Origin of the sequence: Streptomyces aureus (assembly GCF_001418135.1) — a bacterium.
In the GTDB taxonomy this organism is placed as follows: Bacteria; Actinomycetota; Actinomycetes; order Streptomycetales; family Streptomycetaceae; genus Streptomyces; species Streptomyces aureus_A.
In genome coordinates, this window is record NZ_LIPQ01000351.1 from 1 (window position 1) to 14,304 (window position 14,304).

10 protein-coding genes and 1 pseudogene are annotated in these 14,304 nt (G+C 71.2%); 5 read left to right on the top strand and 6 right to left on the bottom strand.

What is annotated here, in order from left to right:
- The 4 genes and pseudogenes from AOK00_RS26660 to AOK00_RS37545 form a co-directional block, all read right to left on the bottom strand.
- A partial coding sequence (locus AOK00_RS26660; protein ID WP_055602832.1) for a molybdopterin-dependent oxidoreductase occupies positions 1-2,954 on the bottom strand: 2,954 nt, incomplete at its 3' end.
- Positions 2,955-3,233: 279 nt separating this feature from the next.
- Entirely contained in the window at positions 3,234-3,998 is a 765-nt protein-coding gene (locus AOK00_RS26665) for a hypothetical protein (protein ID WP_055602805.1), read from the bottom strand.
- A 257-nt stretch (positions 3,999-4,255) separates the two neighbouring features.
- Positions 4,256-5,506, bottom strand: coding sequence for a serine hydrolase domain-containing protein (locus AOK00_RS26670; RefSeq protein WP_055602806.1), 1,251 nt, complete (start codon positions 5,504-5,506; stop codon positions 4,256-4,258).
- A gap of 270 nt (positions 5,507-5,776) precedes the next feature.
- Positions 5,777-6,170: pseudogene (locus AOK00_RS37545) on the bottom strand (agmatine deiminase family protein); the annotation flags it as partial.
- A gap of 246 nt (positions 6,171-6,416) precedes the next feature.
- On the opposite strand from AOK00_RS37545, the gene AOK00_RS26680 reads away from it, so the two are divergent.
- The 4 genes from AOK00_RS26680 (at position 6,417) to AOK00_RS26695 (ending at position 9,342) form a co-directional block, all read left to right on the top strand.
- The gene (locus tag AOK00_RS26680; RefSeq protein WP_055602808.1) at positions 6,417-6,905 is read left to right on the top strand and encodes a DUF1269 domain-containing protein; all 489 of its coding nucleotides are present in this window, start codon (positions 6,417-6,419) and stop codon (positions 6,903-6,905) included.
- Positions 6,906-6,953: 48 nt separating this feature from the next.
- Entirely contained in the window at positions 6,954-8,048 is a 1,095-nt protein-coding gene (locus tag AOK00_RS26685; protein ID WP_055602809.1) for a baeRF3 domain-containing protein, read from the top strand.
- A 119-nt stretch (positions 8,049-8,167) separates the two neighbouring features.
- Positions 8,168-8,809 (top strand): FxLYD domain-containing protein, encoded by a 642-nt coding sequence (locus AOK00_RS26690; RefSeq protein WP_055602810.1) that lies wholly within the window; start codon positions 8,168-8,170, stop codon positions 8,807-8,809.
- 29 nt (positions 8,810-8,838) lie between these two features.
- Positions 8,839-9,342 carry a DUF1269 domain-containing protein gene (locus AOK00_RS26695; protein ID WP_055602811.1) on the top strand — a complete coding sequence of 168 codons (504 nt, stop codon included), beginning with the start codon at positions 8,839-8,841 and terminating at the stop codon, positions 9,340-9,342.
- A 60-nt stretch (positions 9,343-9,402) separates the two neighbouring features.
- Here the strand turns inward: AOK00_RS26695 and AOK00_RS26700 are convergent, their stop codons facing one another.
- Together AOK00_RS26700 and AOK00_RS26705 are read right to left on the bottom strand one after the other, a co-directional pair.
- Positions 9,403-10,665 carry an arginine deiminase gene (locus AOK00_RS26700; protein ID WP_055602812.1) on the bottom strand — a complete coding sequence of 421 codons (1,263 nt, stop codon included), beginning with the start codon at positions 10,663-10,665 and terminating at the stop codon, positions 9,403-9,405.
- A gap of 59 nt (positions 10,666-10,724) precedes the next feature.
- Positions 10,725-12,185 (bottom strand): basic amino acid/polyamine antiporter, encoded by a 1,461-nt coding sequence (locus tag AOK00_RS26705; RefSeq protein ID WP_055602813.1) that lies wholly within the window; start codon positions 12,183-12,185, stop codon positions 10,725-10,727.
- Positions 12,186-12,828: 643 nt separating this feature from the next.
- Here AOK00_RS26705 and AOK00_RS26715 point away from each other — a divergent pair.
- Positions 12,829-14,238, top strand: a complete 1,410-nt coding sequence (locus tag AOK00_RS26715; protein WP_055602815.1) for a family 2B encapsulin nanocompartment shell protein — start codon at positions 12,829-12,831, stop codon at positions 14,236-14,238.
- The last annotated feature ends 66 nt before the right edge of the window (positions 14,239-14,304 follow it).

Consider the following 14,304-nt stretch of genomic DNA (forward strand, 5'->3'; position numbering starts at 1 on the left):
GAAGCGGGGACGGCCGCGAGGCCATGGACGGGGGCATGGGCGGGTGCCGTGGACAGGGCCTTCGGCTCGTCGGACAGCCCGGCCAGGACCTGGTCGAGCCAGGCCAGGGCGGAGGTCTCGTAGTCCGGTTCGCAGTCGGTACGGGGGGCCAGGCGGACGCCCCCGAGCTCGTCCAGGCGATGGTCCAGGCGCCGCCCGTGCCCGCAGAAGTCGCCGTACGAGGAGTCCCCGAGGGCGAGCACGGCATAGCGGCGACCGTCGAGGCGCGGGGTGTCGGGCGCGGCCAGCGCGTCCCAGAAGCCGGAGCCGTTGTCCGGCGCGTCCCCGTCCCCGAACGTGCTGGTGATCAGGAGCAGGTCGGCGGCCGGCGGCAGCGCCGTGAGGTCGGTCTGGTCCATGCCCGCGAGCGCGGCCCGGTGGCCCGCGGACAGGAGCCGCTCGGCGGTGGCGGTGGCGAAGTCCTCGGCGTTGCCGGTCTGCGAGGCCCACAGCACGACGACCTCGCGGCCCGCCGCGCCCGTGCCGCCGCCCGCGGGGGCGGTGGGGGCGGTCTGGGGCGCGCGGGAGTACAGGCCGGCCAGCACCCCGTTCACCCACTGCGCGTGATCCTCCCGGAAGGGCGCGCCGGGCGGCAGGACGGGCACTCCGGGTGCGCCCGACTCCAGACCGGCCAGGAAGCCGACGAGGTACTGCCGCTCCTCGGCGGAGAGGACGGGCGGAGGGGCGGGTTCGAGGCCGAAGGCCGCCGCGGTACCGGGCGGCGGGCCTCCGCTCGGGATGACCACGTTCGGAACCACAGGGACCACAGGGGCCACCGGGGACTGCGTGGCCGGCGCCGGGACCGCCGCGATCGCCTGCGCCGTGACCGCCGTCTTCGTCAGCGCGACGGCGCACACCTTCAGCTCGGGCTGGAAGGAGAGCGGATCGACGGCGTCGTTGGTGACGGCGTTGACACACAGGTCCTCGCCGAAGAGGTCGTTCCAGTGGAACGGCGCGAAGCAATTCCCCGGCGCCACCCGGTCGGTGACCACGGCGGGCAGCACGGCCTTGCCGCGCCGCGAGGCGATCTCCACGGGGTCGCCCTCGCCGACGCCGAGCCGCGCGGCGTCCCCGGGGTGCAGTTCGACGAACGGCGCCGGGTTGAGCTTGTTGAGCTTGGGGACCTTCCCGGTCTTGGTGAGGGTGTGCCACTGGTGCTGCAGACGCCCGGTGTTGAGCACGAACGGAAAGGTGTCGTCGGGCATTTCGGCGGGATCCATGTGCGGCCGGGCGTGGAAGACGGCCCGGCCGCTCGCCGTCGGGAAGACGGGGCCCGTCCCTCGCCCGGAGCCGTTCCCCGCCACGTACCGGATCGGGTTCCGTGCCGGACCTCCGCTCGCGGCCGGCCACTGGACGGGAGTGCCGCGCAGCCGCTCGTACGACACTCCGCTCAGGTCGTAGCCGGTCCTGGGATTCCCGGCGCGCCTGATCTCGTCGAAGATCTCCTCGGCGCTGTCGTACGAGAACGCCTTCTCGTACCCCATCGCGCACGCGACACGGGCGATGATCCGCCAGTCGGCGAGCGCCTCCCCGGGCGGGTCGACGGCCGGCCGGGTGAGGGTGAGGCCGCGCTCGCTGTTGATCAGTACGCCCTCGGTCTCGGTCCACAGGGCGGCAGGCAGGACGACGTCCGCGTACGCGTTGGTCTCGGTGTCCGCGAACGCGTCCTGGGTGATGACGAGTTCGGCGGCCCGCAGGCCCTCGACGACGGTGGCACGGTTGCCGACGGAGGCGACCGGGTTGGTGCAGATGATCCAGCAGGCCTTGATCTCGCCGTCCGCCATGCGCCGGAAGAGGTCGACGGTGCCCTGTCCGGAGCCGTCCTCGCGGATCGTGCCGGGCGGGAGGTCCCAGAGTTCCTCGGTGAAGGCCCGGTCCTCGGCGACCAGGACCGAGCGCTGGCCGGGGAGTCCTGGGCCCATGTAGCCCATTTCGCGGCCGCCCATCGCGTTGGGCTGGCCGGTCAGGGAGAAGGGGCCCGAGCCGGGGCGGCAGATCGCTCCGGTCGCCAGGTGCAGGTTGACCAGGGCGTTGGTGTTCCAGGTGCCGTGGGTGGACTGGTTGAGGCCCATCGTCCAGCAGCTGGTCCACTCGCTCGCCGTGCCGATCCACTCGGCGGCGGTACGGATGTCGGCCTCGGGTATCCCGGTGATCCGTGCGACGGCGGCGGGCGGATAGTCGGCGAGGAACGGGGGCATCGCCTCCCAGCCCTCGGTGTGCGCGGCGACGAAGCCGGGGTCGGTGTGGCCGTTCTCGTGCAGCAGGTGCAGGAGCCCGTTGAGCAGCGCGAGGTCGGTGCCGGGCGTGATCCGCAGGAAGAGGTCGGCCTTGTCGGCGGTGGTGGTGCGGCGGGGGTCGACGACGATCAGCTTCGCCCCCGCCTTGACCCGCTCCATCATGCGGAGGAACAGGATGGGGTGGCAGTCGGCCATGTTGGAGCCGATGACGAGGAATACATCGGCCCGGTCGAGGTCGTCGTACGAGCCGGGCGGGCCGTCGGCGCCGAGGGACAGCTTGTAGCCGGTGCCGGCGCTCGCCATGCAGAGCCGTGAGTTGGACTCGATCTGGTTGGTGCCGATGAAGCCCTTGGCGAGCTTGTTGGCGAGGTACTGGGCCTCCAGGCTCATCTGGCCGGAGACGTAGAGCGCGAAGGCGTCGGGCCCGTGCTCGTCGACGATCGCGCGCAGCCGGCGGGCGGTCTCGGTGAGGGTCCGGCCGGTGTCGGCCGGGACGGGATCGCCCCCGCGCTCCTCCCGCACGAGCGCGGTGGTCAGGCGTCCGGGGGCGGCGAGCAGATCGGCGGTGGTGGCGCCCTTGGTGCACAGGCGCCCCCGGTTGGCGGGGTGGTCCTTGTCGCCCGTCGCCCTGAGGACGGTGCGGCGCCCGTCCGGCCCGGTGCCGATGTCGAGGAGCATGCCGCATCCCACACCGCAGTACGAGCAGACGGTCCGCACCTGGTCGGGCGTACCGGCCGTACCGGCCCGGGGGGTCGGCGTGTCCTGTCGGGTCACCGGGGCGCCTCTCTGTGGAACCGTTCGAGCCCCGACCGTACGAAATGCCCGTTACACCTGTGTCAACCCGGCGGATCTTGGTCCGTAACACCGGTCACACAGCGGCGCCGGACGCGGTGTGAGAACCAGCGGCAGGCGCGCGTGGTGCCGGTGCCGAGCCGGACCCACGCGCGGGACCCGACGTCACGAAGCGGCGGGGCCTCCGGCGGCGTCAGTGGCGCGCAGCAGCCGGAGGAAGGCCTTCACGCCGGTGATGATCTCCTCGTTGTCGGTGAGGCGGTTCACCGTCGACTCGAACTCCCGCGCCAGCGCAGCGATCCTCCGGTCGCTCTCGTCGGCCCGCTGATGCGAGGAGAGCGCGACGGCGTCCACCGTGCGGCGCAGCTCGGCGAGGGCCCGGTACTGCTCCTCCGCCTTGCCGTCGAACACCGTGGCACCGGTCTCCAGGGCGGCGACCCGCCCGGTCAGGGCCACCACGTCGTCACGCGGGAACGTGACGTCCCTGAGCAGGACACCGAGCCTCCGCCGCAGTTGGCCGAAGTACGCCCCGGCCGGTCTGAAGAACGTGCTGAGGAGGAAGAATCCGGCGAACCAGTAGCCCGGCTCGCGGCCGGTCGCCGCGGCCACGGCGAGCGCCGCGCCGGCCGTCACCACGTGTCCGGCGACGGCGGCCCGCAGCATCACGCGCGCGATGCGCCGCGCCTCGGTGTCCCGCTCCTCGGAGACGGCGATGCCCTTCTCCCTGCTGAGCGCGATCTCGGCGAGGACCGCGTGCGCGCGGAAGTACAGGTTCCACGGAGCGGTGAGGAGCAGCAGGAGCCAGAGCAGCCCGAGGGCACCCGCTCCCACGGCGAGCACCGTTCCGGGCGGCGCCCCCACCGCGTACGCCAGGACCAGCGCCCCGACCGCGAGCCCCGCGGCCACGAACACACCCACGACCTTGTTCACGCCGCCCCCTCCGCGCCTGTTCACACCCTGGCGCCATGGTCCCGCCGGGCCCCGCCCCGGGCCATGAGTACCGCTACTCAGATCGGTCCGGCGGTCCGTTCCGCGACAGTGGCGGCGCTCCGGAGCCCATGGGGCGATGCGTATGAAGCACCGAGCCCATGCGGGGGACGCCGGAGCCGCGGCGTGCCGAGGGCCCGTGGCCGTGGGGCTCCGCCGAGGGGCGGCGGAGCCTCGGTCCGGACCGCGTGGCCGGGTGATCAGCCGATCGCGAGCGGGTCCCCCGGGGCGAGCGCGGCCGCGATCCGCTCGGCGACCACCTCGGCCTGGTTGCCGTCGGGCGTGGTCGCCGTCTTCGTCGCAGAGACCGCGATGGCGAGACGCTTGGACGGAAGGTACGCCTGGATGGCCGCGTACCCCGAGAACGACGGGTTCTGCAGGATCCAGCCGTTGACCACGATGACGCCGAGACCGAAGTGCGCCGCCTCGGTCTGCTTCAGACAGATGGTCGCGGGACAGGTCGCCGTCCCGCCGCCGAGTCCGACCGTGCCCGGGTCGAGCAGGGTGCGGTACGAGCGGGGCGAGAGGAGTTCGCCGCTGCCGATGGCCTGGGCCGAGCGCGCCAGGTCACAGATGTCGGTGGTGATCACGGCGCCGGGCGCGGTGGTCCACGACGGGTTCCAGAACGTGGACTCCTCGTAGAGACCGCGGTCCGAGGTGAAGGCGTGCAGGACGGGGCGCGGGATGTCGGGCGTGAAGTTGTTCTGCGTGTTCCGCAGCTCCAGCGGCCCCGTGACCTTCTCCCTCACCAGGCGGTCGATCCGTACCCCGGTGATCTTCTCGAGCGCCTCGACCAGGTAGACGTAGTTGGCGTGCGAGTAGCTCCAGCTCGTGCCCGGCTCGTACCAGAAGGAGTGGCGCAGAGGATACGCGACCAGCTGCTCGGGGGTCCACGCCCGGAAGGGGTGGGCCTCCAGCTCCTTCAGGAACTCCGGGTCGGTGACGTAGTCGTGGAGGCCCGTGGTGTTGGACGCCAGCATGCGCAGGGTGATCCGGTTCGCCTTGGGCAGGTCGGGCAGCCAGCGCTCCACCGTGTCGTCGAGCCGGACCCGCCGCTCCTCGACCAGCTTGAGGAGGGCCGTCGAGATATGGGCGAAGGCCACCGAGCCGGCGCGGAAGTGCATGCCGGGCTCGGCCGGGACGCCGGTCATGGACTCACCGAGCGCGTCCGTGAGGACCTCGCGCCCGTCGACCGTGACCCGTACCTGCACGGCGTTCAGCCGGAGGTCCTTCCTGGCCTTGCGGGTGATGTCCAGGACCTTGCGGGACGTCCCGCCGAGGTGGCCCTCGGTCCGCACGCAGTCGGACCCGCCCCGGCCGCCGGGGCCCTCGGCGAGCGCGGGTGCCACGGCCGTCGTCTGGACGGTGAGGGCGAGGAGGGCGCCGCAGAGCAGAGCCCTGCGGGACCGTGCACGCGTGCGCGTGCGCGGGGAGTGGGGGGTGTGCGTCATGCCCCGCACTATGTCCGGGAGGGTGGGCGACCCCGGGGCGAACACTCCGCAGACCGCGCGAGACCCGCCCGGGTGGGGCAGACGACAGCGCCGTCCGGGCGCGTCACGGGACGGCCGGTCCCGGCCGCCTTCGCACGGCTTCGCCTCGGGGGACGGGCGTGCCGCGCGGCGGCGGCGGGCCCTCCGCCCGTACGGCCCGGACGACCGCCCCGGGCCGGAGAGGGACGTGGCGGTCGGGCGCGGTCGTCGCGGTCGTGGCGCCGCGTGGTGTCAGGCGGCGGGCTTGCCCGGCTGGTCGTGGGTCGCGCAGTGGATGCCGCCGCCACCGGACGCGATGGTGTCGATCCGCACCTGCACGACGTCCCGCTGGGGGAAGTGCTCCCGAAGGATGCCCCTGGCGCGGTCGTCCGCCGTCCGGTCGCCGAACTTGGGCAGGAAGACCGAGCCGTTGGCGACGTAGAAGTTGGCGTACGTCGACACGAAGTCGTCGCCCTCGCCCGTGATCCGGTCGAGGTCGGGCTGCGGCAGGTCGATGATCTCGAAGCGCCGGCCCCGCGCGTCGGTCGCCGTCTCCAGGACCGAGGAGTTCGTCCTCGATCCGGTCCCGGGTCTTCCCCCGGTTGCGGTTGTCGTTGACGATCGAGCTCTCGGTGACGAGCAGGGTCGGCCTGGGGCGAGCTGCTCCGGGGGGTGCCTTGCCGATCTGCCGGGCTCTCGGCGTGATCGCAAGAGAGATACCTCCTAAGCCCTGTCGGCCTGGTCCGGAAGATCGGGCACACGCCGACCGCCGGGTCGCGCGGCTGCGTGGCCGGGTGAACCCCGTACGCCCATTGAGGGGAACACCGAGTCGCGAGGGTGGATATATCGGGACACGATGACACTTCATGGCCCCTTCTCCCAGGAGGCGGGAATGGCTGAGCTCATCGTCATCGGATACGACGACCCCCAGGTGGCCGAGCAGGCGTACGGCACGGTGCAGGAGCTGCAGCGCGACTACGTCGTGCATCTCAACGGTCTCGCCGTCGTCTCCGTCGACGCCGACGGCAGCACCCACGTCGACACCGACAGCCGCGTCGTCGGTGTGTCCGCCGCGTCCGGTGCCGTCTGGGGAGCCATCTTCGGCCTGCTCTTCCTGCTCCCCGGCGTGGGGCTCCTGACCGGAGCCGCCCTCGGCGGCCTCGTCGGGAAGATCAGCAAGTCCGGCGTCGACGACCGGTTCCGCCAGCAGGTGGCGGACCTCCTCAAGCCCGGTTCGGCCGCCGTCGTGATCATGGCCTCGAAGGTCACCGACGACAAGTTCACCGTGGCCATGCGGCCTCACGGCGGCACCGTCCTCAAGACCTCGCTCAGCGACGAGGACGAGAAGGAGCTGGCCGAGCAGCTCGCCGGCTCGCAGTAGCCGGCCCCCCCTCGCGGAACCGCCGGAACTCGTCAGGAAGGCTTCCTCATGGACCCCGCGCTCAGCAGCGACGGACTCGCGAAGCTGCGACAGCCCCGCCCGTACCCCGCCGTGTCCCTCGTGATGCCCACCCATCGCCGCGAGCCGGACAACGCCCAGGACCCCGTACGCCTCCGCAACCTCGTGGCCGCGGCGGAGAAGGCGATCCAGGACGACCCGGCGGTGACCCGCGAACGGCGCGCCGACGTCATGGACCAGCTGAGCCGTGCGGTGGCCGAGACCGACCTCGCGCACGCCGAGGACGGACTGGTCATCTTCGCGGCCCCGGGGGAGCACCACGTGTGGACGGTGGCCCGTACGGTCCCCGAGCGCGTCGTCGTCGCCGACACCTTCCTCACCCGGAACCTCGTCGCCGCCCAGGCCGCCGAGCAGCCCTCCTGGGCGCTCGCCGTCTCGGCCGACCGCGTCTCGCTGTGGAGCGGCAGCCCCGAGCGGGTCACCGAGCACACCGGGGACGGCTTCCCGCTCACCCGCAGCCTCGAAGACCCGGACGCGGAGCGCAAGGAGCGCATCGGCGACCTGCCCAGCACCTTTCAGGACGAGGCCACCCGCCGGTTCCTGCGCGAGGCGCACACCGCCCTGCGCGCCGTCCTCGCCTCCGCGCCGCACCCGCTGTACGTGATCGGTGAACCCGCAGCCCTCGCGCTCCTCGAGGACACCGGACCGCTCCAGCCGGGCGCGACACCCGTCCACCGCGGAGGGCTCGCGAAGGGACCGGCCGCCGCGGTCCACGAGGCCGTCGAGCCGGCCCGCGTCGCCCGCGAGTCCGCCGCGGCGGCCACCGTCCTGGCCGAACTCGACGCCGCCCGGGGGCGCCGCGAGTTCGCCGGCGGAATCGACGAGGTGTGGCAGGCCGTGAAGGAGGGCCGGATCCGGCTGCTCGCCGTCGAGGACCACTACCGGACCGTCGTACGCGACGAGGGCGGCCATCTGGAACCCGCCGAACCGTCCGAGCCCGAGTCGCGGGACGACATGGTCGACGAGATCGTCGAGCGGGCCCTCGACACCGGGGCCGAGGTCCAGTTCGTCCGCGACGACACCCTGCTCGACATGGACCGCATCGCCGGCGTCCTGCGCTACTGACGACGACCGGACCAAGGCCGACCGGACCAAGACCGACCGGACCAAGACCGATACAACGACCGGACCAAGACCGACACAACGACCGTACGACGAACGCTCACGAGAAGAGGACTCATCCTGTGAACCCCACATCGGCGCGCGCGAGACGGGCGGTCCGCGCACGGGCGGTGAGCGCGGCCGCGGCCGTCGTCGTCACGGCCCTCGGCGCGGTCGGCCTCGTGTCCTGCGACACCGGGAACGACGACACCGGCGGCCCCGCCGTCAGTGAACGCCCCACGGCTCCCGACACCGCCGGCTTCTCGGGCGAACTGCCCTCCTCCGTCGCCTCGTCGGGCGCGGCCGCGGTCGAGTCCGCCCGCGCGTCCGCCTCCTCCGCGGCGGCATCGGCCTCCGCGCGGGAGGCCGAGCGCAAGGCGTCCATCGGCGCGGAGGTCGAGCGCACGCGCCAGGAGGCCGAGGACGAGCTGGAGGACGTGAAGGCCCCGGGCAACGCGCTGAACGAGGTCGCGATGACCGGCAAGCCGCGCGCGGACACCGGCGGCGTGCTGACGGTCGTCCTGAACATCACCAACAACACGGACGAGGAAGCCTCGTACGCCGTGCAGGTCGACTTCCTCGACCCCTCGGGCAAGGTCGTCGAGACGCAGTTCGTCGGCGTCGAGGACCTCCAACCGGGTGAACGCCAGCAGCCGTTGGTCATCAGCAGGCAGCCCCCCGAGCCGGTGCTCACCCCGAGGCTCACCAAGGCACAGCGGTACTGACGCCAGGACTGACACAGGAGGAGAGCCGTATGTCCGAACTCATCGTCCTCGGCTACGACGATCGCGCCGTCGCGAACAGGGTCTTCGCCGAGGTGCAGAAGCTCGCGGACAGCCATGCGATCGAGCTGACCGGACTCGCCGTCGTCTCGGTCGACGCGGAGGGCAAGACCCATGTGGACACCCCGGCGAGGAGGAAGGGGGAGGCCGCCCTCTCGGCCACCGCGGGCGCCCTCTGGGGCATGGTCTTCGGCATGATCATCCTCACGCCGGGGCTCGGCGTGGTGGGCGCCGCCGTCGGCGGACTCATCGGCAAGCTGAACCAGATGGGTGTCGACAACAAGTTCCGCGACAAGGTCCAGTCGCTGCTGACACCCGGTTCGTCCGCCGTCGTGGTCATGGCGTCGAAGGTCAGCGAGGACAAGTTCGCCGCGGCCGTGGAGCAGTTCGGCGGGACCGTGCTCAAGACCTCGCTGTCGGAGGAGAGCGAGCGGGAGCTCGCCGAGCAGCTGGCGGGCCCCGACCCGACCGGCTGACCCGCCCGCCACGCGCCGGACCGGCCACCCCTCCACGGGGGGCCGGTCCGTTCGCGCGTGTCAGAACTCGACCGCGTCCCGGATCAGCGGGCAGGTCATGCAGTGGCCGCCGCCGCGACCCCGGCCCAGCTCGGCGCCCACGATGGTGATGACCTCGACGCCCGCCTTGCGCAGCAGCGTGTTGGTCTGGGTGTTGCGGTCGTACGTGAAGACGACGCCGGGTTCGAGGGCGACGGCGTTGTTGCCGCTGTCCCACTGCTGCCGCTCGGAGGCGTACACGTCGCCGCCGGTCTCGATGACCTGGAGCCTCGGCAGACCGAGGCCCTTGGCGACCACGTCCACGAACGGGGTGCCGCCCTCGTCGGTGATGTCCACGCCGGGGGCGTTGTCGCCCGGCCGCAGGGTGAAGGTGTGGACCGAGTCCATGATCTTCGGGTAGAGCGTGACGATGTCCCGGTCGGCGAAGGTGAAGACGGTGTCCAGGTGCATCGCGGAACGCAGCTTCGGCATGCCCGCGACGATGACCCGGTCGGCCGCGCCGTTCTCGAACAGCGAGGCGGCGACCTGGGTGATGGCCTGCCGGGAGGTGCGTTCGCTCATGCCCATGAGGACCACGCCGTTGCCGACGGGCATGATGTCGCCGCCCTCGAAGGTGGCCTGGCCCCAGTCCCGCTCGGGGTCGCCCCACCAGACGGCGGCGTCCTTGTAGTCGGGGTGGAAGGTGTAGATCGCCTTCATGAGCAGGGTCTCGCCGTGCCGCGCCGGCCAGTACAGCGGGTTGAGCGTCACGCCGCCGTACAGCCAGCAGGTGGTGTCGCGGGTGTAGAGCGTGTTCGGCAGCGGCGGCATCAGGTACTCGCGTACCCCGGTGGCCTCGCGGGCCAGGGAGAGGTACCCGGAACGGAACGCGTCGGGCAGGTCGGCCGTCGACAGGCCGCCGATCAGGTACTCGGCCAGATCGCGGGCCGCGACGGAGTCCAGGAAGGCGCGGGTGTCGTCGATCAGGCCAAGGCCCACCTCATTGGCGATGATCTTCCGGTCGAGGAGCCAGGCGCGCGCCTCGGGGATCGCCATCGTCTCGGTGAGCAGATGATGCAGCTCCACGACCTCGACGCCCCGCTGGGTCAGCTTGTTGACGAAATCGGCGTGGTCGCGCTGGGCGTTCTCCACCCACATCACGTCGTCGAACAGCAGGTCGTCCGAGTTGCTCGGGGTCAGCCGGCGGTGGGCGAGCCCCGGGGAGCAGACAAGGACCTTGCGGAGTCGTCCGACCTCGGAGTACACGCCGAGCGCGGGCTTGGCGGAAGCGTCGTTGCTGGTCATGCGGGGCCTTTCGGTACGAGGTGACGAGGGAGACGGGTCGGAGGGCGACGAGGGCCTGCTCAGAGGCTGATCCAGCCGGCTGCCAGGGCCACGACGCCCATGACGGCGCCGGCGATCGAGACGACGAGGATCACCAGCTCGCGCGGGGAGAAGAGCTGTCTGCGCTGCTCGCGCCGGGCCTTGACGAACAGGAAGGTCGCGGGGGCGTAGATGATGAAGGAGACCAGGACGAACTTGAGCCCGGCCGCGAACAGCAGGAACGCCGTGTACACCGTGGCGAGGACGGCCATGACCAACTCGCCCCGGGTGCTCCGGCCCGTCACCTTCTCCCGCTCGGGTCCCACCGCGATCTTCACCGCGAACGCGGCGGCGAGCAGGAACGGGATCAGGCTGAGCGCGCTGGTCAGGTCGAGGGCGAAGTTGAAGGCGTCGTCGGAGAACGCCGTGACGACGAGGACGACCTGGCTGAGGGCCGTGGTCATCAGCAGGGCCGGCACGGGGACGTCGTCGCCGCTGGAGCGCCCCAGGAAGCGCGGCATGTCCTCGTCCTTGGCCGCCACGAAGAGCACCTCGGCCGCCATCAGGGTCCAGGCGAGATAGGCGCCGAGGACGGAGATGATGAGGCCGACGCTGACGAAGACCTTGCCCCAGGTGCCGACGGCCGCCTCCAGGACCCCCGCCATCGAGGGCTGCCGCAGCTCGGCGATCTCGCCCATCGGCAGGATGCCGTACGACACGATGGTCACCGAGGCGAAGACGGCGAAGACGCTGAGGAAGCCCAGGATCGTCGCCCGGCCCACGTCCTCGCGGCGCTTGGCGTGGCGGGAGTAGACGCTGGCGCCCTCGACCCCGAGGAAGACGAACACGGTGGCGAGCATGGTGCCGCGGACCTGGCTGAACAGCGAGCCGGCGTAGTCGGCGCCACCCCAGTTCTCCGCGAAGACGGACGTGTCGAGACAGAACAGGGCCAGGATGACGAAGACGATGATGGGCACGACCTTGGCCACCGTCACGATCCGGTTGATCGCGGCGGCCTCCTTCACCCCGCGCCGGATGAGCAGGAAGAACGCCCACAGCCCGGCCGAGGACAGGATGATCGCGAGGGCCGTGTCGCCGTCACCGAGGGCCGGCCAGATCGCGCCGATCGTCGACATGATGAGCACCCAGTACGTCACATTGCCGACGCAGGCGCTCGCCCAGTAGCCGAACGCAGAGAAGAAGCCCAGGTACTCGCCGAAACCGGCCTTCGCGTACGCGTAGACACCGGCGTCCAGGTCCGGTCGGCGCACCGCGAGCGCCTGGAAGACGAAGGCGAGCATCAGCATGCCGAAGCCCGCGATCGCCCAGGCGATCAGCGCGCCCGCGACCCCCGTCTCCTGCGCGAACCGGCGGGGCAGCGAGAAGACGCCGGCGCCGACCATGGAGCCGACGACCATCGCGGTGAGCGTGACGAGCGTCAGTTTGGCCGTCGGCGGGGACCCGGCGGTGGTGGCGTGTGTTCCGGTATCAGCGTTGGACATGACCTACCTCGAGGGCGACTCGGTGGGGTCCCCGGGAGGGCTCGGTCCTCTCGATCTTCGCGATCTCGAAGCCGGTGACGCCGCGGGGGACGCTGAGCGGGGAACCGACCGGAGCGGCCTGCGACGGTTCCCGTGGGGTTCGTTCGTCTTCGGCGGGTTCGCCGGCCTGCATGCCCACCCCTTGAAGCGACGAGAGATGACTGGAAGCCGAATCTAGCCGGAGTGGACCGTTTTGTCTCAATGGATGACTGTTTGCGCCCTTGAGTAAAGGTGCGCAGACGCCCCGTCAGGGACGGGTCGAACGTTGACGCGGTTCTCGAACCGGAAGTGGACACGTGGGCGGTTCGACCCATGGGCTCTCGGCCACATGGCCCGAATGCCGCAGATCGCCGGGTTAAACCTCGAACAGAGCAAGATCGCCGCTTCGAGGTAATGCCTTCGAACCGATGGGGTGTGCCGGGGTCACCGGCCGTTACTGTTCCCCGGGATCTGGACGGATTCCCAGAGATTCACCCCTCTTTCTCCCCTTTTCTCTGCTTTCCCCTGCTTTCCCCGTCTTCACTGCCTTCTCGTTTCCTCCTCTTTCACTGACCGGGGCACCCGTGCGCCGGTCACCACCCCCCTGCGAAGGAGAGCCCGCCCCATGAGCGTCGACACGAGCCCGGAAGCACAGCAGGACACGCCGAAGCAGTCCAGCCTCAGTACCGCCGCTGCCCGGAACCTCGCCACCACGACCAAGTCCGCCCCGCAGATGCAGGAGATCAGCTCCCGCTGGCTGCTGCGGATGCTCCCCTGGGTCGAGACCAAGGGCGGTGCCTACCGGGTCAACCGCCGGCTGAGCTACACCGTCGGGGACGGGCGCATCGAGTTCGTCCAGGACGGGGCACGCGTCCGGGTGATCCCCCGTGAGCTCGGCGAGCTCGCCCTGCTGCGCGGCTTCGAGGACGAGGAGGTGCTGAACGCGCTGGCCGGCCGGTGCGTCCAGCGCGACTTCGGCGCGGGCGAGGTACTGGTGACGCGCGGCACCCCCGCCGAGGAGATCCACCTCGTCGCCCACGGACGCATCAACCAGACCTCCCTCGGCAAGTACGACGACGAGGTGGCCGTCGCGGTGCTCGCCGACGGCGACCGCTTCGGAGAGAACGCCCTTCTGGACGCCGACGCCCGATGGGACTACACCGCCACCGCCGAGACCGCCGGCACGCTGCTCACCCTCTCCCGCGCCGAGTTCGCCGCGGTGCTCGCCTCGTCATCGGCCCTCCAGGCCCACATCGAGGCGTTCAGCTCGCTCCCGCTGCAGCGCCAGAACAAGCACGGTGAGGCCGAGATCGCGATGTCGGCCGGTCACACCGGCGAGATCGCGCTGCCGGGCGCCTTCGTCGACTACGAGCTCAAGCCGCGCGAGTACGAACTCTCCGTCGCGCAGACCGTCCTGCGGGTCCACACCAGGGTCGCCGACCTCTACAACGGGCCGATGAACCAGACCGAGGAGCAGCTCAGGCTCACCATCGAGGCGCTGCGCGAGCGCCAGGAGCACGAGCTGATCAACAACCGGGAGTTCGGCCTGCTCCACAACGCCGACTTCAAGCAGCGGATCCAGACCCACTCCGGCCCGCCCACCCCGGACGACCTCGACGAGCTCCTCTGCCGCCGCCGCGGCACCAAGCTCTTCCTCGCCCACCCCCGGACGATCGCCGCGATCGGCCGTGAGTGGAACGCCCGCGGCCTCAACCCGGGCACCGTCGACCTCGACGGCCAGCAGGTCTTGAGCTGGCGGGGCGTCCCGCTGCTGCCCTGCAACAAGATCCCGATCACCAAGGAGAACACCAGCTCGATCCTCGCGATGCGCCTCGGCGAGGACAACCAGGGCGTCATCGGCCTCCGCCAGACCGGTCTTCCGGAGGAGTACGAGCCCGGCCTCTCGGTGCGCTTCATGGGCATCAGCGAGCAGGCGATCATGTCGTACCTCGTCACCACGTACTACTCCGCCGCCATCCTCGTGCCGAACGCGCTGGGCGTGCTGGAGAACGTGGAGATCGCCCGCCGGCACTAGGGGGTGTCTTGCCGATCATGCCGGGCTCGCGGCGTCTGGTGCCGCACCTCGCCGCGTTGTCGTCGG

Coding starts and splice junctions, on each gene's coding strand:
- AOK00_RS26670 (WP_055602806.1), bottom strand. CDS start 5,506: ATGACGCACACCCCCCACTCCCCGCGCACGCGCACGCGTGCACGGTCC.
- AOK00_RS26700 (WP_055602812.1), bottom strand. CDS start 10,665: ATGACCAGCAACGACGCTTCCGCCAAGCCCGCGCTCGGCGTGTACTCC.
- AOK00_RS26705 (WP_055602813.1), bottom strand. CDS start 12,185: ATGTCCAACGCTGATACCGGAACACACGCCACCACCGCCGGGTCCCCG.
- AOK00_RS26715 (WP_055602815.1), top strand. CDS start 12,829: ATGAGCGTCGACACGAGCCCGGAAGCACAGCAGGACACGCCGAAGCAG.
- AOK00_RS26685 (WP_055602809.1), top strand. CDS start 6,954: ATGGACCCCGCGCTCAGCAGCGACGGACTCGCGAAGCTGCGACAGCCC.
- AOK00_RS26680 (WP_055602808.1), top strand. CDS start 6,417: ATGGCTGAGCTCATCGTCATCGGATACGACGACCCCCAGGTGGCCGAG.
- AOK00_RS26695 (WP_055602811.1), top strand. CDS start 8,839: ATGTCCGAACTCATCGTCCTCGGCTACGACGATCGCGCCGTCGCGAAC.